The sequence below is a fragment of the Chryseobacterium sp. Marseille-Q8038 genome, assembly GCF_965111995.1.
Window position 1 is genome coordinate 2,263,463 of the sequence record NZ_CBCOPN010000002.1, and the last position, 17,841, is coordinate 2,281,303.

The window sequence follows — 17,841 nt, forward strand, 5'->3', positions numbered from 1 at the left end:
AATAAGCAATAAGCAATGAAAATTACACTTAACAGAATAAACGACGACTTTTTATTTGAATGTACCAATGCACAAGGGAATTCCATTCTTTTGGATAATACTTCCCAGCCGGGAGCAAAAGGAGTTTCTCCAATGGAAAGTGTACTGATGGCAGTAGCAGGCTGCAGCGGAATTGATGTGGTTTCAATATTAAAGAAACAGCGTCAGGATATCAAAAGTTTTCAGGCAGAAGTAGAAGGAGAAAGAGTACAGGTAGATGAGGCAAAACCTTTTAAATCTATTAAAGTGAAGTTTCTTTTAGAAGGAGAAATTGATCCTAAAAAAGCATTAAAGGCTGCAGAACTTTCTTTTGAGAAATACTGTTCCGTATCCAAAACGTTAGAACCCAATGTAGAAATCGGTTACGAAGTCTATGTAAACGGAGAGAAAATTTAATCTCTTATCTAAAAATAGAAAAAGCCGGATGAATCATCCGGCTTTTTTATTACTCATTACCTGTTACTGATTACTCATTTAGAAGGTAAGTCTTGGTTTTATCAATTTCGCCACAGTAGCAGTCCATCCTGTTTGGTGAGAAGCTCCTACACCACGGCCGTTATCTCCATGAAAATATTCAAAGAAGGTGATATAATCTCTGAAATGCTCATCATAATTGAACTTTGGATTACCTCCATTGAAAGCCCTTTGCCCATGTTCATCCTTTAAAAATATGGAGCAGAGCCTTTTGCTGATGTTTTGAGCCACTTCATCAAGATTTCTTTTATCACCACTTCCGGTTGGAAATTCTACTTTTAAACTATTTCCATAATAAAAATGGAAACGTTGCAGACTTTCTACAATCAGGAAGTTGATAGGAAACCAAATGGGCCCTCGCCAGTTGCTGTTTCCGCCAAACATCCGGCTGTCACTTTCTGCAGGAGTATAATACACCATATTTTCTGATCCGTGTACAGAGAATACAAAAGGATTTTCTTCATATACTTTAGACATTGCCCGAATTCCGTAAGAACTTAGAAACTCATTTTCATCCAGCATTCTGGTCAATACCTTTGTCAGTCTGTTTTTTCGAAGGATACTCATCAGGTGTTTTCTTCCATGTCCTTCCTCATCCCAGTGGGAGACCAGTTTGGTGAGTTCCGGTTTATTTTTTAGAATCCATTCCATTCTGGTTTTGAAATTCGGCATTTTTTCCAGTAAATGATGATCTACAATTTCAACAGCAAACATAGGAATCAAACCTACAATACTTCTTAATCTTAAAGAAACGCTTTCTCCATTTCCCAGCTGCAGAACATCATAGAAAAATCCGTCTTCTTCATTCCACAGGCCTTTCGTGCTTTCACCCAGGTTTTCCATGGCCTCGGCGATATAAAGATAATGCTCAAAAAATTTAATAGCCATATCTTCATATACCTGATAATACTGGGCCAGTTCCATGGCAATACGCATCATATTCAATGCATACATCGCCATCCAGCTTGTCCCGTCTGCCTGTTCAAGATGCTGGCCATCCTTTAATTCCATATTCCGGTCAAAAGCTCCGATATTATCAAGACCAAGAAATCCTCCACCAAAGATGTTTTTTCCGTTCTTATCCTTTCGGTTTACCCACCAGGTGAAATTAAGAAGCAGTTTCTGGAATACTTTTTCTAAGAATAGTAAATCCGGTTTTCCATTATTTTTTTCATCAATTTTAAAAACACGGAAGCACGACCACGCATGTACAGGCGGGTTTACATCACTCATATTCCATTCATAAGCAGGAAGCTGTCCGTTAGGATGCATATACCATTCTTTGGTAAGGAGCAAAAGCTGTCCTTTGGCAAATTCTGCATCTATAATGGAGAAAGGCACACAGTGAAATGCCAGATCCCATGTAGCATACCACGGATACTCCCATTTATCAGGCATGGAAATAATATCTTTATTATGAAGATGATTCCATTCTGTATTTCTTACATATTCATTGAAGTTTCTTGGAGCTTCCAAATTAGGGTCTCCTTTCAGCCATTTTCCGATATTGTAATGATAGAACTGCTTATTCCAGAGAAGCCCTGCAAAAGCCTGTCGCTGAACATTTCTTTCATCTTCGTTAACGGTATCATTCTGAATTCCTTTATAAAACTCTTCGGCTTCCGCTTTACGGGTTTCAAAAATAGAGTCAAAATTTTCAAAAGGCTTATCTGCTTCATCAGGACATAGCCTGAACTCAAAAACTTTTGATTCCCCGCCATCAATAATCTCATCAACAAGAAAAGCAGCTTTGCTTCCTCTTTTTTCAGGATTTACAGTGTTTCCCTGATGAATAATATAATCATTAATTCCATCCTTAAAATAGGTGTTTTCAGATGGGGGAGCTCCGTAAAGCTTAGGAGTATTGGTTTCATTGTCACAAAATACACTTTGTGCATTTGAATTTCGGGAATACAGTTTCTTGATTGAAATACTGTCGTGTCCAATATTGATACTTCCGTCGTGAGAAGTATTGAGCTCTCCTTTATAAGTATTGTATCCCCATTTCCAGTTGTTTCTAAACCATACAGTAGGAGCCACAAGAATAGGGGCAGCATGCTGACTTCGGTTGCAGACTGTTACTCTGGCCAGAATATCATTGTGATCCGCTTTACAATATTCGATGAAAATATCAAAATATTCATCATTATCGAAAATTCCGGTATCGAAAATTTCATACTCTGGCTCTTTCTTGCTGCGTTTTCCGTTTTCTGCAACGAGCTCATCATAAGGAAATTCATTAATCGGGTATTTATATACCATCTTCATATAGCTATGAGTAGGTGTATTATCCAGATAATAAAAGATTTCTTTGATGTCTTCTCCATGATTCCCCTGAGGGTTGCTCAATCCGAAGAATCGTTCTTTTACCATTTTATCTTTCTTATTCCAAAACGAAAAAGCAAAACAGAACAGCTGCTTTACATCAGAAATTCCGGCGATGCCTTCCTCTCCCCAGCGGTAAGTGTAGCTTTCAGCATTATTATGATTGGTAAAATTCCAGGCGTTTCCGTTTGGGCTATAATCTTCGCGTACATTTCCCCACTGCCGGTTGCTTACATAAGGTCCCCAGTTTTTCCATTTGGTATCTTGTAATCTTTCTTTTTCAGCGGTCATATCTCATCATTTTTCCATACGAAGTTAGTTTTTTTGAGAAGTAATTCCAATTTTTTTCATCTGAATAATTATTAATATAGTCTTGAAATACTTGTGTTTAAGGGCTTTTAAAAATATTAAAATAATTTTTTTTTGAAATTAAAAGAAAAGAACTACCTTTGCACCATTCGTTCATTCAAATATTGAAAATGTTATCAAGAAAGGTTGAGGGATTAGACCCTATGAAACCTTAGCAACCCTTTGTGCAAGCAAAGAAGGTGCTACGTTCTACCAAAATTATTTTGGACAGATAACTTACTGAAGTTCTTTTCAGCCATTTCCTGTGGCATTTTCAATTGTATTAAAATTTAATAGAATTGAAAACAGAACTAAACTATATTAATCTTTCGTATCAAACTTATTCTCAAAAGGAATACAATATCTCATTAAGCTATCAGCTTTTTGGGAAAGATCTGTTTACAGCCCCTATCATTTTAATCAACCATGCTCTTACCGGAAACTCAAATGTATCCGGAGAAAAAGGCTGGTGGAAACAATTGGTAGGAGAAAATCAGATTGTTGATACTGATCAATACACTGTTCTGTGTTTCAATATACCCGGAAACGGATATGATAATTTTTTAATTGAAGACTATGAAGATTTCACTACTTCAGATATCGCTGCGATATTTCTGAAAGGGCTTAAAGCTTTACATATCAAAAATATATATGCCATTATTGGAGGTTCTCTGGGAGGAGGGATTGCCTGGGAAATGCTTGCCAAGCAGCCGGATCTCGCAGAAATATTTATTCCCATAGCCTGTGATTACAGAACACACGATTGGCTGCATGCCCAATGTCTGGTTCAGAAATTCTTATTGAATGATAAAGAAGAACCATTACAGAAAGCAAGAATTCATGCCATGTTGTGTTACAGAACTCCACAATCACTCAATGACAGATTTCAAAACCAATATAATAAGGAAAATCAACGCTTGGAATCAGAAGACTGGTTGGTTTATCATGGTAATGCATTAAACGGAAGGTTTAGTTTAAAGGCATACAAGCTGATGAATCATCTCCTGATGAATATCAATGCTGATGAAACAGCACTGGAGAGCATACAGGCACGAATGCACGTGATCTCCGTAGATACAGACTTATTCTTCCCGGCTTCTGAAATCCGAATGTGTTTTGAAAACTTAAAAGAGAAAAATAAGGATGTTTCTTATCACGAGATCCAATCTATACACGGGCATGATGCCTTCCTAATGGAATATCAACAATTAAATAATATCATAAAAAACATTTTACAGAAGTAATGAAAAATGCTAACGAAATAAAATTTTTGAAGAACAGATCAATCGTCAAATTTGAAGGAGAAGATTTCCTTGGAGAAATCGGGATTGACGGACGTATTTTTAAGGCGCTTACTTTAGCGCGTATCAGTGTAGGAGTAATTTCTCAACAAGCTATAGAAAACGGAATCTCTATTTTGGTTCACGAAAATGATGCAGAAAAAGCAGTTGCTTGCCTTATTGATGAATTCGAAACAGAAAGAAAATCTGGAAAAGTTTCTCAGATCTATAGTATCAATAATGTTTCTGTGATTGGTTTTGTAGCAGAAGATTTCAATAAAGTCTTTGCTGAACTGGCCAGAAACAATGTTTTCCCATTATTGCTGAATCAGGTAGCCGGAGAAAACAGAGTCAACATCGTAGTGACTTCTTCACAGGATGAAAAAACAAGAAATATCATAGAATCTGAAATTTTCAAAAAACCAAAAACAGTTCATCTGGCAATTATTGGTCACGGAAACGTAGGAAAGACTTTGATAGAACAGGTTTTGGGATCTGCAGAAGAAATTAAGAAACGTAAAAAAATAGATCTTAAAGTAGTTGCTGTAGCCAACTCAAAGAAAATAGCCTTCAATAAAAAAGGATTTGATGCCAATTGGGGCGATGAGGTCTTAACGGCACAACACCCATCTAACGTTGAAGAATTGATTAATTTCTCCAATGAAAATCAATTAGAAAACCTGATCGTTGTGGATAACACTGCAAGTAAGGATTTTGTGAAAAACTATCACGCTTTGGCAGAAAACGGATTCGATTTGGTTTCTTCCAATAAAATTTTCAATACCCTTCCTATTGAGGAATACAGAAAACTAAGATATACGTTAAGCAAAAACAACAGACGTTATCTGTATGAAACTAATGTAGGAGCTGGTCTTCCGTTAATTGACACCATCAAGTTATTACACCTTTCAGGAGAAAATATCACAAGAATCAAAGGAGTATTCTCAGGAACATTGAGCTATGTTTTCAATAATTTTTCTTTGAGAGACGATAAATTTTCAACCATCATCAACGAAGCTTTGGAAAAAGGGTATACAGAACCGGATCCAAGAGAAGATTTATCCGGAAATGATGTGGCAAGAAAATTATTAATTCTTGCAAGAGAGCTGGACTTAATCAATGAATTTGGAGATATCAATATCCAAAATCTGGTTCCTGAAAGCCTGCTTGAAGTTTCAAAATCAGAATTCCTTTCAAGATTGGATGAATTGGATGAAGAATACCAGAAAATTAAAGAAAATCAGGAGCCTGGTCATGTGCTGAGATATGTAGGTGATTTACATGGTGATCTGCAGAAAGACAAAGGAGAACTGGATGTGAAACTGATTTCTGTTCCTGCCACTTCAGCATTAGGACAGCTGAAAGGTTCAGATTCAATCTTTGAAATTTATACAGAAAGTTACGGAGAAAATCCGATTGTGATCATGGGAGCCGGAGCCGGAGCACAGGTAACAGCAAGAGGGGTATTCGGAGATATTTTAAGAGTAAGTGAAACTAAATAATATTTAATATAACAATCTGATAATGTATCAGGTTACCAATAATTGCTGTCGTTATTCTGAGCAAAGCGAAGAATTTCATTGGTACATTGTTAGACTGCTATATTGGTAAATCAATTAAAACTATATGGAAAATTTTGAAACATCAGCAATAAGAACTCAGACTGAAAGATCTCAGTTTGATGAGCATTCTACGCCATTATATCTTACTTCCAGTTTTATATTCCAGGATGCAGAGGATATGAGAGCAAGCTTTGCCGAAGAAAAACCTAAAAACCTATACAGCCGTTTTTCCAATCCGAATGTAACAGAGTTTACAGATAAAATAGCTAAAATGGAAGGTGCAGAAGCCGGATATGCCTTTGCAACGGGAATGGCAGCCATCTATTCTACATTTGCTGCCCTACTGAATGCCGGAGATCATATCGTAAGCTGCCAGTCAGTTTTTGGATCTACACACACATTGTTTACCAAATATTTCCCGAAATGGAATATTGAAACTTCTTATTTCAAAGCAGGAGATGCTGAGAATGTTGAACAATATATTAAACCCAATACAAAGATCTTATATCTTGAAACGCCTACCAATCCGGCGATTGAAATTTTGGATCTGGAGTTCTTCGGGCAGATTGCAAAAAAACATAATCTTATCTTTATTGTAGATAACTGTTTTGCAACACCTTACCTTCAGCAGCCGATTAAATATGGTGCAGATATTGTTGTACACTCCGCAACAAAACTGATTGACGGACAGGGAAGAGTGTTAGGAGGAATAGCAGTAGGAAAAGAAGACCTGATCAGAGAAATTTATCTTTTCGCAAGAAATACAGGGCCTGCATTGTCTCCTTTTAATGCATGGGTATTATCAAAAAGCCTTGAAACATTGTCTATTCGTGTAGAAAAACACTGTGAGAATGCATTGAAGGTAGCAGAGTTTTTAGAAAGCCATCCCAACGTAGAATTAGTAAAATATCCATTCCTGAAATCTCACCCGAGTTACGAAGTAGCCAAAAAGCAGATGAAGCTTGGAGGAAATATCGTAGCATTTGAAATCAAAGGCGGAATAGAGGGCGGAAGAAACTTTTTAGATAAGATACAAATGTGCTCACTGTCGGCTAACTTAGGTGATACAAGAACGATCGTTACCCATCCGGCATCTACAACCCACTCCAAACTTTCAGACGAAGAAAGAAATGAAGTAGGGATTACGGCAGGATTGGTTCGTTGCTCAGTAGGGCTGGAAAATGTAGAGGATATCATTGCAGATCTGAAACAGGCTTTAGATTAATTAATCGTTCACAGTTTATAGAGCCAAATGGATAGAAACTACACAGAATTAGTAATTTGGGGAGAAGGAAGACAGTTGGTTACTCTAACTTATATTCTTACTGCAAATTTTCCTAAAGAAGAATTATTGGCTTTAACGAGTCACATAAGAAGAATGGCAACTTCAGTTTCGTTCAATATAACGGAAGGAAGTAGAACACAGGTTCCTGAAGATACTTTACAGTTTCTGCATATGGCCGGGAAATCTCTTTATAAACTGGAAGCTCAATTCCATTTGGCTTTAGACCAACACTATATTTCTAAAGAAGATTTTGAAATAATCAATAAAAAAATCCTCTTATGTAAAAAACTGGTGAGCGGATTTATAAACTATAAATTGATAGAAAATGAAAAATTCAGAACAATTATATAAAGCTCTGTCTGAAAGAATTTTAATTCTTGATGGTGCGATGGGAACTATGCTTCAGAGATACAAGTTTGAAGAAGAAGATTATCGTGGAGAACGTTTCAAGGATTGGGAACATCCGGTGAAAGGAAATAATGACCTGCTTTCTCTGACGCAGCCTCAGGCTATTGAAGAAGTTCATAAGAAATACCTGGAAGCAGGAGCTGATATCATTGAAACCAATACTTTCTCAGGAACTACCATTGCGATGGCAGATTATCACATGGAAGAATTGGTATATGACCTGAACTATGAGTCGGCAAAAATTGCCAGAAAAGCCTGTGACGAGTACACGGCAAAAAATCCGGACAAACCGAGATTTGTAGCAGGATCTATCGGACCAACAAACAGAACGGCAAGTTTAAGTCCGGACGTTAATGATCCGGGATACAGAGCCATCACTTTCGAAGAATTGAGAGTGGCTTACAAGCAGCAGTGTGAAGCTTTGCTGGATGGTGGTTCAGATATTCTGTTGGTAGAAACCATCTTTGATACCCTGAATGCAAAAGCAGCCTTGTTTGCTATTGACGAACTACAGGATGAAAGAGGAATCAAAATTCCAATCATGGTGTCAGGAACGATTACCGATGCTTCAGGAAGAACATTGAGCGGACAAACGGCAGAAGCTTTTCTGATCTCAGTTTCCCATCTGAATTTATTAAGTGTAGGCTTTAACTGTGCATTGGGGGCAGATCAGCTGACTCCTTACCTTGAAACACTGGCGCATAATTCAGAATTCTACGTTTCAGCATATCCGAATGCCGGTTTACCCAATGCTTTCGGAAAATATGATGAGACTCCAGAAGATATGGCAAGACAGATCAAAGAATATGTAGAAAAAGGATTAATCAATATTATCGGAGGATGCTGTGGGACTACACCTGAGCATATTAAGGCAATTGCGGATCTGGTAGAACAATATCCACCAAGGAAATTGAAGGAATTTGTGTGATTTGATAGATTTTTTTAATTAAAATCAAGAATGAAGGCTAAATTATAAATAGTAACTTTATGTAAACCACAAAGTTAAATATAATGGAAAAGCCAATTTATTTAAAAGATTCGGAAGATATCAGATTATTTAATGAGCTGAGAAAGAAAGTAAACCAGAGAGTGGAAGCCATTTCTGAGAACAGAGATATCTACATTCAGATCAAAGCGGTTGTGCTGCCATTGGTCTATATCGGGTTGTATTTCCTGGCCCTTTTGAATGCCGAAAAGCATTGGATCTACATTCTGAGTTTTGTTTTAATGGGAATTTTTTTGGTTTTAATTTATTTAAACTTAATTCATGAAGCCGCTCATAATAATATCTATAAAAGTAAAAGACTGAACGGGCTGGTTCTTCACATTTTTGATTTTATAGGAGCTAATTCCTACATCTGGAAAAAAAGACATATCGCAAGCCACCATGCCTATCCTAATGTGGATGGATGGGATACAGATATTGAACAGAGCGGATTGCTTTTAATTGTACCATGGATCAAAGCAAAAGGAGTACAGAAATATCAGGATAAGTTTTTCTTTTTAGTCTATCCGTTGTATTTATTCAATTGGATGTTTATAAGAGACTTCAGGGACTTCTTTGACAAGGAAAGAGTGATTTTAAAGACCCAGGGAAGAATACCTGTCATGGAGAAAGTAAAAATGATCAGTTATAAACTGTTCTATTTCTTTTATCAGATTGTGGTTCCTGTGATGTTCTTTAAAGTATCAATAGGATTGGCTTTAGGAGCATGGTTTTTACAGGTGATTTCAGCAAGTATTTTTGCATTGTTTGTTTTACTGCCTTTGCATCCGCTTCCTGATAATGCCTTTCCAAAATTAAATAAAGAAAATGGTCTCCCGTTTAGCTGGCTTCGTCACCAGTTTGAAGTGACCAATGATTTAAAAGAAAATAACTGGTGGGTAAGAAATGTGTTGGGAAATTTCAATTTCCATGTAGCCCATCATCTGTTCCCGAATTACAGTTATATGTATTATAACGAGATCACAGAGGAGATTGAGGAATTTGCTAAAAAACATGATTTAGCTTACAAAAGGTTTCCCCTGATTACAGCTTTAAGCAAGCATAGGGATTTATTGAGGCAGAATGCCCATAATGCCTACTATATTTTAGAAGAATAAAATGAAATATTTAAGATTATCAGGCCTTGAGCCTCTTATCATAACCCCGGAAAGTAATTTCATCAATGTTGGTGAAAGGACCAATGTTGCCGGATCCAAAAAGTTTTTAAGACTCATTAAAGAGGAGAAATTCTCTGAAGCATTAGATATTGCCCGCCATCAGGTAGAAGGAGGTGCCCAGATTCTGGATGTCAACTTCGATGATGGATTGATTGATGGAAAAGCATCCATGATCAAATTCCTGAACTTAATTGCTTCAGAACCGGATATCGCAAGAATTCCAATCATGGTAGACTCTTCCAAATGGGAAATCCTGGAAGCAGGTCTTCAGGTTGCTCAGGGAAAATGTGTAGTGAATTCTATCAGTTTAAAAGAAGGAGAGACAGAATTTATCAAACATGCCAAAGCCATTAAAAGATACGGTGCTGCAGTTATTGTAATGGCATTTGATGAGGTAGGGCAGGCTGACAGTTTTGAACGAAGAATTGAAATCTCAAAACGTTCTTATGATATTCTGGTGAACCAGATTGGCTTCCCGGCAGAAGATATCATTTTCGACTTAAATATCTTTCCGGTGGCAACAGGAATGGATGAGCACAGAAGAAACGCCATCGATTTTATTGAAGCTACGCGCTGGGTAAGACAAAATCTTCCCTATGCATCCGTAAGTGGAGGAGTGAGCAATGTATCTTTCTCTTTCCGTGGAAATGATACGGTGAGAGAAGCCATGCACTCCGTATTTCTTTACCATGCCATCCAGGCAGGAATGAACATCGGTATCGTAAACCCGGCGATGCTGGAGGTGTATGATGAAATCAATAAAGAACTTCTGGAGCTTGTAGAAGATGTAATTCTGGATAAAAGAGAAGATGCTACAGAAAGACTTCTTGATTATTCAGAAAAACACAAATCTGTAAAAAAAGAAAAGACCGAAGACTTGGAATGGAGAAATAATCCATTACAGGAAAGAATTACTTATGCCCTGGTAAAAGGTATTGACCGTTTTATTGAAGAAGATGTAGAAGAAGCAAGACAATTGGCCGCAAGACCGCTTCATGTCATAGAAATCAATCTGATGACCGGAATGGGAGTGGTGGGAGATTTATTCGGAAGCGGAAAAATGTTCTTACCACAGGTTGTAAAGTCTGCAAGGGTAATGAAAAAAGCTGTGGCTTATTTACAGCCTTTCATTGAAGCTGAAAAAGACGGAGCAAAACCTGCCAACGGAAAAATATTAATGGCAACTGTAAAAGGAGACGTTCATGATATCGGTAAAAATATTGTGAGTGTCGTTTTAGGTTGTAACAATTATGAAATTGTTGACCTCGGAGTAATGGTTCCGGCTGAAAAGATTATCCAGACTGCTATTGAAGAAAAAGTAGACGTTATCGGGCTGAGCGGATTGATCACGCCAAGCTTGGATGAAATGGTATACATCGCTTCAGAATTAGAAAGACAGAATTTAGATTTTCCGTTATTGATCGGTGGTGCTACAACGTCCAAGGCACATACTGCAGTGAAAATCGATTTAAAATATAAAAATGCTGTCGTTCACGTGAATGATGCTTCAAGAGCCGTAAACGTCGTAAGCTCATTATTGGGTGACAGGAATAAAGAATATGTTTCGGATTTAAAGAATGACTATTCCGATTTCAGGGAAAAGTTCCTGAACAGACAGGTAGATAAAGATTATGTCTCCATTGAAGAAGCAAGAGAGAATCATTTTAAAATTGATTGGGAAAACGAAGAAATTTTCACTCCGAATACGATAGGAATAAAAGTGATCGAAAATCAGGATCTGAGAGAACTTCTTCCTTTTATCGACTGGTCACCGTTTTTCAGAAGCTGGGATCTTCACGGAAAATACCCGAATATCCTGGAAGATGAGGTCGTAGGCGTTCAGGCGAAAGAATTATTCAAAGATGCCCAGGTGATTCTAAAGAGAATTCTTGATGAAAAGCTTTTAACAGCAAAAGCCATTTTCGGAATTTTTAAAGCCAATTCCAATGAATCTGATGATATCTTAATTTTTGATGAAAATAACAATGAGCAGGCTAAATTTTTAACCCTAAGACAACAGGCTCAGAGATCAAAAGGAAAAGACTATCTGGCGCTAAGTGATTTCATAGCTCCTCAAAGTTCAGGAAAAACCGATTATGTAGGAGCATTCTGTGTAACCACCGGATTTGGAACCGATGAATTGTCTACTGAATATGAAAAAGCCAACGATGATTACAATTCCATCATGGTGAAAGCTCTGGCAGACCGTTTTGCAGAAGCCTATGCAGAATTCTTACACAAAAAAGTAAGAACCGAGTACTGGGGATATGCCAATCAGGAAAGTTTAAGCAACGAAGAATTGATTGCCGAAAAATATAAAGGAATCCGTCCGGCTCCGGGATATCCGGCTTGCCCTGACCACCTGGAAAAGAAAACCATCTGGGATCTACTAAAAGTAGAAGAAAATACAGGTGTTTTCCTTACAGAAAGCCTTGCCATGTTCCCAACAGCATCCGTTTCCGGATATTATTTCGGAAGCCCGCACGCCAAATATTTCGGATTAGGAAAAATTACAGAAGACCAGCTTAAAGATTATGCAGCAAGAAGAGGTTGTAGCATCCAGGAAGCAAGAAAATGGTTGTCGCCAAATTTAGCAGATTAACATTGACATGAAGATAACAGAACACATTAAAAACGCAAATGGAAAAACTTTATTCTCCTTAGAAGTTGTTCCGCCACAGAAAGGAATCGGGATTGAAGATCTCTATACCAATATAGATCCGTTGATGGAATTCAAACCTCCTTTCATTGACGTTACCACATCCAGAGAAGAATATATCTACCTGGACAAAGGAAACGGCCTGATGGAACGCCGTATTACAAGAATGCGTCCGGGAACATTAGGAATTTGTGCGGCTATTCAGCATAAATACAATGTAGATACAGTACCCCATCTGCTTTGTGGAGGGTTCACAAAAGAAGAAACAGAATATCTGTTGGTAGACTGTATGTATCTGGGGATAGACAATGTAATGGCTTTAAGGGGAGATGCCATGAAAGGACATCAATATTTTGAACCTACTCATGGCGGGCATGCAAGTGCTATGGATCTGGTGAATCAGATTAATAACCTTGGAAGAGGAAAATACCTTCATAACGAGGAACAGGTTTGTGATGAATTAAATAAATTCTGCATTGGAGTTGCCGGATATCCTGAAAAACATATGGAAGCTCCTTCCATGAATTATGACCTGAAATGGCTGAAACAAAAAGTAGATGCCGGAGCAGATTATATTGTTACTCAAATGTTTTTTGACAATAAAAAGTACATTGAATTCGTTCAGAAAGCAAGAGAAATGGGAATTACCGTTCCTATTATTCCGGGGATCAAACCTATTGCCACCAAGAAACATTTGAAAATCCTGCCACAGGTATTCAAAATAGACCTTCCCGAAGAACTGATTAGTGAAGTGGAAAATGCGAAGAATAATGAAGCAGTAAAGCAGATCGGAATAGAATGGTCTATTGCCCAATGCAAAGAACTGCTGGATTTCGGAGTTCCTGTTTTGCATTTCTACTCAATGGGTAAAAGCGATAACATAAAAAAAGTAGCCGGTGAGCTATTCTAATAAAAGTACCAAAATGAAGGAACCCTGCTGTAAAAGGCAGGGTTTTTATTTTAATCAGAATCTGATACAGAAAATAAGATGAACTAAGTAAGCCGCAGGCTATACATCCGCTTAGAAAGAATCAATAAAGTTGATTCAACCTTTGCTCACTCAAAAATATAACAGTCGCAAATAAAAACTCTGCGTCAATTAGCTTACAGTATTTAAAAAAAGCAAACTAAACTTTTAGTTAATAAACACGCTTCAATAACTCCCATCTTCTAGCCTCCATCTTCCTTACCTTAAAGAATCTCATGTCTCTCAAATTCCTTATTCCTGTCAAACAAATATCGGTAAGTTGCCAGTTTTCGGGTAACGGTTGTATCAAGAGCTTCAGCAATCTTAATCATTTTAGGATTAAAATCACCAATCCACTGTAGTTCTGTAATCGTAAAATCTGTATGCTTTCTCAAATGTTGAGTTCCTTCCCAGATCATATACCCGTCAATGCCTTTCTTCTGCCATTCCGGTACAACACCAAAAACAAGCCCCACCATTTTCTCATTCTTTTTAAATCGTTTTAAAAACAAGAACTTGAGTTTTTCGAAAAATCCAAACTTCCCATTCAGATATTTAAACCACTGGTTGAGGTCAGGCATATTGATCCACATGGCAATAGGTTTTTCATTCTCATACACAAACCAGGAGATATGTTCATTGATAATAGGTTTCATTGTGTTGAACATTTTCAGAACCTTGGCTTCTTCCAGTTGTTTTCCTTCTCCATGGCAGGCCCATGCTTTGTTATAAACCTCAGTAAAGTCTTTCGCAAACTTAGCCAGGTTATTCTTTTTCATGGGTTGCGCTGAAATAGCCGGATTTCTTCTGTTCTTTTCATAGGCAATGGTAAAGATCCTTGAAACTTCTGCAAAAACAGGTCTGGTAAAACAAAGCTGCTCAAAATAAACCTGAAACCCATAATTTTCAAAGAGCTCTTTGTAATAAGGGAGATTGTAATTCATCCCAAATAAAGGCTCAATAAAACCTTCCGTTAAAAGTCCCCAGAATTTATCCCGCTCCCCAAAATTGATAGGTCCGTCCATGGCTTCCATACCTTTTTCCAGAAGCCAGTTTTTACAGTGGTCAAAAATAAAGTTGGCAGTTTCCTGATCATTGATACAGTCGAAAAAACCAATTCCTCCCGTAGGTTGCTTTTGCTCATAACACCCATTGATAAAAACGGCTACTTTACCTACTGTTTGATTGTTCTTTTCAAACAGAAACCTTTTACATGTCCCATTTTTAAAGAACTTATTTTTTTCAGGATCAAAAATCTCCTCAATATGTTGATCTAAAGGGCGGATATAATTTTTGTCGCGTTCATAAAGGCGGACTGGGAATTCCAGAAATTCCCTTTTATGGTGTTTATTTTGTACTTCCTCGACAATAATCATAGGCTTTTAATCAGAAATGGCTATAAAAGATAATGTTTTTCACCTTATTTGAAATAGAGAAATAGATATTATCCGTATTTTTGCTGCAAATTAAATAAAAATGGTTGATTTTACTGATAACGACGATGATATTTTCACTGGAAAAGAACATACGCCTATAAGGAAAGATGCTTTTGATAAATCGCCACAGGAAAAAATAGAAAAAATTACTGAGCTTTTTGGGGAGATTATGGAAACATTAGGAATGGATATGACAGATGATTCTCTGAAAGACTCTCCAAGACGTGTTGCCAAAATGTATGTGAACGAGATTTTCGGAGGACTTCTTCCTGAAAACAAACCAGGAATCTCTACTTTCTCCAATAAATACAAATACCGCCAGATGTTGGTGGAAAAAGATATCACCGTATACTCTTTCTGCGAACATCACTTTTTACCCATCATAGGAAGAGCCCATGTAGCTTATATTTCCAATGGTGAAGTAATCGGTCTCTCAAAAATCAACAGAATTGTTGATTATTATGCGAAAAGACCACAAGTCCAGGAAAGACTTACCATGCAGATTGTAGATGCTTTGAAAGAAGCGCTGGGAACAAAAGATGTAGCCTGTATCATTGATGCAAAACACCTTTGTGTAAACTGCAGAGGAATAAAAGACACCGCAAGTTCTACGATTACCGCAGAATTAAGTGGTATTTTCAGAACAAACCCTATTACAAGACAGGAGTTCTTACATTATGTAGGAAGCCATGCCAAACTGGATTATTAATCAATGAACTACCAAATCCTTAAAAACATTATTGATGCCGAACTTCAGAGATTTCAAAATATCCCTGAAGAAGAATGGTCACATAGAAGTTTTTCAGAAAAATGGTCTAAAAAAGAAATTATTGGTCATCTTTGTGACAGTGCTTTTACAAATATCCGTAGATTTGTGGTAACCCAATACAAAGAGAACGAAAATATTGTATATGACCAGAATTTCTGGGTAAAAGCTCAGAACTATCAGAATGTTCCTACTTCAGATCTTATTGATCTTTGGAAGTCTTTGAACTATCAGATTGTTCATATCGTGGAAAATATTCCGGATGAAGCATTACAAAGAACCTGCGATACAACTAAAACAGAACCTCGGGTGTATACGTTGGAGTTTATTATCAATGATTATGTAGATCATTTACAGCATCATTTAAAAGCGATTTAATTATGATAAAATTTAAAAAAGTTTCACATAAGATTTTTATCACAACAATTATTTGTTGTGACAAAAGTAATTTTTAACTCAATTTTGAATCTTTAAAATCATTAAATCTTTTAACTTAAAAATACATGCAATTAAAAATATATAACTCTCTTACTGCGGAAAAAGAAATATTCAAACCTATTTTAGAAGGAAATGTCGGAATGTATGTCTGTGGACCTACAGTGTACAGCAATGTACATTTGGGAAATGTAAGAACTTTTCTTTCCTTCGATTTTATCTACCGTACCCTGACGCATTTGGGGTATAAAGTAAGATATGTAAGAAATATTACTGATGCAGGTCACCTTACCGATGATGGGAATGTAGATAACGACAGATTCGTAAAACAAACCAGACTGGAAAAGCTGGAACCCATGGAAATCGTACAGAAATATACGGTAGACTTCCATAAAGTATTGGATATGTTCAATCTGTTGCCTCCTAATATCGAACCTACAGCTACAGGACATATTGTAGAACAGATAGAGCTGACTCAAAAACTGATTGAAAGAGGATTCGCTTACGAAAGCAACGGTTCTGTATACTTTGATGTATTAGAATACAACAAAAGAGGATTGAACTATGGCGAACTTTCAAAACGTAATATAGAAGAACTTTTTGCCAATACCAGAGATCTTGACGGACAGGGAGAAAAGAAAAACTCACAGGATTTTGCATTGTGGAAAAAAGCATCTCCGGCTCACATCATGAGATGGAACTCTCCTTGGGGAGAAGGATTCCCGGGATGGCATCTTGAGTGTACTGCAATGAGTACTAAATATTTAGGTGAAACATTCGACATCCATGGAGGAGGAATGGATCTTAAATTCCCTCACCACGAATGTGAAATAGCACAAGGGAAAGCTTGCAATGACGCAGCACCGGTAAATTACTGGATGCATGCTAATATGTTGACAATGAACTCACAACGTATGAGCAAGTCTACAGGAAACTATATCCTTCCTATGCAATTGGTTACAGGAGACAATGATTTCTTTGAAAAACCTTTCCATCCTTCAATTGTACGTTTCTGCTTCCTGCAGGCACATTACAGAAGTGTGCTGGATATTTCAAACGATGCAATGCTGGCCAGTGAAAAAGGATTTATCAGACTGATGGAAGCCGTAAAAGTATTGAATTCCATTACGCCTGATGATACAAAACAATCCGGCTTCAGCCTGAAAGAGTGGAAAAATAAAGCATATGAAGCTTTAACAGACGATTTCAATTCTCCAATCCTGATTGCTCACCTGTTTGAAGCAGTAAAATACATCTTTGCTTTGAATGATGGGAAAGAAACAATCTCAACTGCAGATCTTGAAGATTTAAAATCAACATTGAATGCCTTTATCTTCGATGTTCTGGGATTACAGACCGTGGAAGAAAATAACAATGAAAAACTTGATCAAACTTTAAAAGTTTTAATTGAATTGAGAAACCAGGCAAGAAAATCCAAGAATTTTGACCTTTCAGATCAGATCAGAGACAAACTGCTTGCTGAAGGAATCGAATTAAAAGACGGAAGAGACGGAACATCATACGTTCTGAACTAAAAATATAACTTCGTTTTATACCCATTCCGTAGGAGTCCCACATTTTAGGATTCTTACGGAATGTTTTTTTTACCCCTTTTACAAATATTAAATTACCTCTTTCACTCATCAACTCTCAATCTCTCAATCTCTCAAACTCTCAAACTCCCCAACTTAATG

At 37.1% G+C, this 17,841-nt stretch carries 14 protein-coding genes and 1 riboswitch; of the genes, 12 read left to right on the forward strand and 2 right to left on the reverse strand.

What is annotated here, in order from left to right:
• The first annotated feature begins 15 nt into the window (after positions 1 to 15).
• The gene (locus ACWPWS_RS24285) at positions 16 to 435 is read left to right on the forward strand and encodes an OsmC family protein (RefSeq protein ID WP_454048182.1); all 420 of its coding nucleotides are present in this window, start codon (positions 16 to 18) and stop codon (positions 433 to 435) included.
• Between the two features lie 78 nt (positions 436 to 513).
• Here ACWPWS_RS24285 and ACWPWS_RS24290 read toward each other — a convergent pair whose 3' ends face one another.
• Complete coding sequence (locus ACWPWS_RS24290; protein WP_454048183.1) at positions 514 to 3,129, reverse strand: MGH1-like glycoside hydrolase domain-containing protein; 2,616 nt, start codon at positions 3,127 to 3,129, stop codon at positions 514 to 516.
• Positions 3,130 to 3,317: 188 nt separating this feature from the next.
• Positions 3,318 to 3,425, forward strand: a riboswitch (SAM riboswitch).
• A 60-nt stretch (positions 3,426 to 3,485) separates the two neighbouring features.
• Between ACWPWS_RS24290 and ACWPWS_RS24295 the strand changes: the two genes are divergently transcribed.
• The 8 genes from ACWPWS_RS24295 (at position 3,486) to metF (ending at position 13,453) form a co-directional block, all read left to right on the forward strand.
• Positions 3,486 to 4,430 carry an alpha/beta fold hydrolase gene (locus tag ACWPWS_RS24295; protein WP_454048184.1) on the forward strand — a complete coding sequence of 315 codons (945 nt, stop codon included), beginning with the start codon at positions 3,486 to 3,488 and terminating at the stop codon, positions 4,428 to 4,430.
• The gene (locus ACWPWS_RS24300; protein WP_454048185.1) at positions 4,430 to 5,968 is read left to right on the forward strand and encodes an ACT domain-containing protein; all 1,539 of its coding nucleotides are present in this window, start codon (positions 4,430 to 4,432) and stop codon (positions 5,966 to 5,968) included. The genes ACWPWS_RS24295 and ACWPWS_RS24300 overlap by 1 nt, the downstream gene beginning before the upstream one ends.
• A gap of 124 nt (positions 5,969 to 6,092) precedes the next feature.
• Positions 6,093 to 7,253 (forward strand): O-succinylhomoserine sulfhydrylase, encoded by a 1,161-nt coding sequence (locus ACWPWS_RS24305; RefSeq protein WP_454048186.1) that lies wholly within the window; start codon positions 6,093 to 6,095, stop codon positions 7,251 to 7,253.
• A 27-nt stretch (positions 7,254 to 7,280) separates the two neighbouring features.
• Positions 7,281 to 7,664 carry a four helix bundle protein gene (locus ACWPWS_RS24310; RefSeq protein WP_454048187.1) on the forward strand — a complete coding sequence of 128 codons (384 nt, stop codon included), beginning with the start codon at positions 7,281 to 7,283 and terminating at the stop codon, positions 7,662 to 7,664.
• Positions 7,639 to 8,649 (forward strand): homocysteine S-methyltransferase family protein, encoded by a 1,011-nt coding sequence (locus ACWPWS_RS24315; protein ID WP_105683385.1) that lies wholly within the window; start codon positions 7,639 to 7,641, stop codon positions 8,647 to 8,649. Before ACWPWS_RS24310 ends, ACWPWS_RS24315 begins: the two co-directional genes overlap by 26 nt.
• A gap of 83 nt (positions 8,650 to 8,732) precedes the next feature.
• A complete protein-coding gene (locus ACWPWS_RS24320) occupies positions 8,733 to 9,824 on the forward strand; it encodes a fatty acid desaturase family protein (protein ID WP_454048188.1) in 1,092 nt (363 codons plus the stop codon).
• Position 9,825: 1 nt separating this feature from the next.
• Entirely contained in the window at positions 9,826 to 12,486 is a 2,661-nt protein-coding gene (gene metH / locus ACWPWS_RS24325; protein ID WP_454048189.1) for a methionine synthase, read from the forward strand.
• Between the two features lie 7 nt (positions 12,487 to 12,493).
• The gene (metF, locus tag ACWPWS_RS24330) at positions 12,494 to 13,453 is read left to right on the forward strand and encodes a methylenetetrahydrofolate reductase [NAD(P)H] (RefSeq protein ID WP_105683388.1); all 960 of its coding nucleotides are present in this window, start codon (positions 12,494 to 12,496) and stop codon (positions 13,451 to 13,453) included.
• Between the two features lie 281 nt (positions 13,454 to 13,734).
• On the opposite strand, the gene ACWPWS_RS24335 is transcribed toward metF, so the two are convergent.
• On the reverse strand, positions 13,735 to 14,886 hold the full coding sequence (locus tag ACWPWS_RS24335) for a hypothetical protein (protein WP_454048190.1): 1,152 nt from the start codon (positions 14,884 to 14,886) through the stop codon (positions 13,735 to 13,737).
• A 100-nt stretch (positions 14,887 to 14,986) separates the two neighbouring features.
• Here ACWPWS_RS24335 and folE point away from each other — a divergent pair, with 100 nt between their 5' ends.
• The 3 genes from folE (at position 14,987) to cysS (ending at position 17,682) form a co-directional block, all read left to right on the forward strand.
• Positions 14,987 to 15,655 (forward strand): GTP cyclohydrolase I FolE, encoded by a 669-nt coding sequence (gene folE, locus ACWPWS_RS24340; RefSeq protein ID WP_047376638.1) that lies wholly within the window; start codon positions 14,987 to 14,989, stop codon positions 15,653 to 15,655.
• Between the two features lie 3 nt (positions 15,656 to 15,658).
• Entirely contained in the window at positions 15,659 to 16,090 is a 432-nt protein-coding gene (locus ACWPWS_RS24345) for a DinB family protein (protein WP_105683390.1), read from the forward strand.
• A gap of 125 nt (positions 16,091 to 16,215) precedes the next feature.
• Entirely contained in the window at positions 16,216 to 17,682 is a 1,467-nt protein-coding gene (cysS, locus tag ACWPWS_RS24350; protein WP_454048191.1) for a cysteine--tRNA ligase, read from the forward strand.
• Positions 17,683 to 17,841 lie beyond the last annotated feature (159 nt).

Bases quoted from the DNA above. Each gene is read 5' to 3' on its own strand.
- ACWPWS_RS24345 (WP_105683390.1), top strand. From the start codon at position 15,659: ATGAACTACCAAATCCTTAAAAACATTATTGATGCCGAACTTCAGAGA.
- ACWPWS_RS24300 (WP_454048185.1), top strand. From the start codon at position 4,430: ATGAAAAATGCTAACGAAATAAAATTTTTGAAGAACAGATCAATCGTC.
- ACWPWS_RS24335 (WP_454048190.1), bottom strand. From the start codon at position 14,886: ATGATTATTGTCGAGGAAGTACAAAATAAACACCATAAAAGGGAATTT.
- ACWPWS_RS24305 (WP_454048186.1), top strand. From the start codon at position 6,093: ATGGAAAATTTTGAAACATCAGCAATAAGAACTCAGACTGAAAGATCT.
- ACWPWS_RS24310 (WP_454048187.1), top strand. From the start codon at position 7,281: ATGGATAGAAACTACACAGAATTAGTAATTTGGGGAGAAGGAAGACAG.
- metH (WP_454048189.1), top strand. From the start codon at position 9,826: ATGAAATATTTAAGATTATCAGGCCTTGAGCCTCTTATCATAACCCCG.
- cysS (WP_454048191.1), top strand. From the start codon at position 16,216: ATGCAATTAAAAATATATAACTCTCTTACTGCGGAAAAAGAAATATTC.
- ACWPWS_RS24315 (WP_105683385.1), top strand. From the start codon at position 7,639: ATGAAAAATTCAGAACAATTATATAAAGCTCTGTCTGAAAGAATTTTA.
- ACWPWS_RS24285 (WP_454048182.1), top strand. From the start codon at position 16: ATGAAAATTACACTTAACAGAATAAACGACGACTTTTTATTTGAATGT.
- ACWPWS_RS24320 (WP_454048188.1), top strand. From the start codon at position 8,733: ATGGAAAAGCCAATTTATTTAAAAGATTCGGAAGATATCAGATTATTT.
- ACWPWS_RS24290 (WP_454048183.1), bottom strand. From the start codon at position 3,129: ATGACCGCTGAAAAAGAAAGATTACAAGATACCAAATGGAAAAACTGG.
- metF (WP_105683388.1), top strand. From the start codon at position 12,494: ATGAAGATAACAGAACACATTAAAAACGCAAATGGAAAAACTTTATTC.
- folE (WP_047376638.1), top strand. From the start codon at position 14,987: ATGGTTGATTTTACTGATAACGACGATGATATTTTCACTGGAAAAGAA.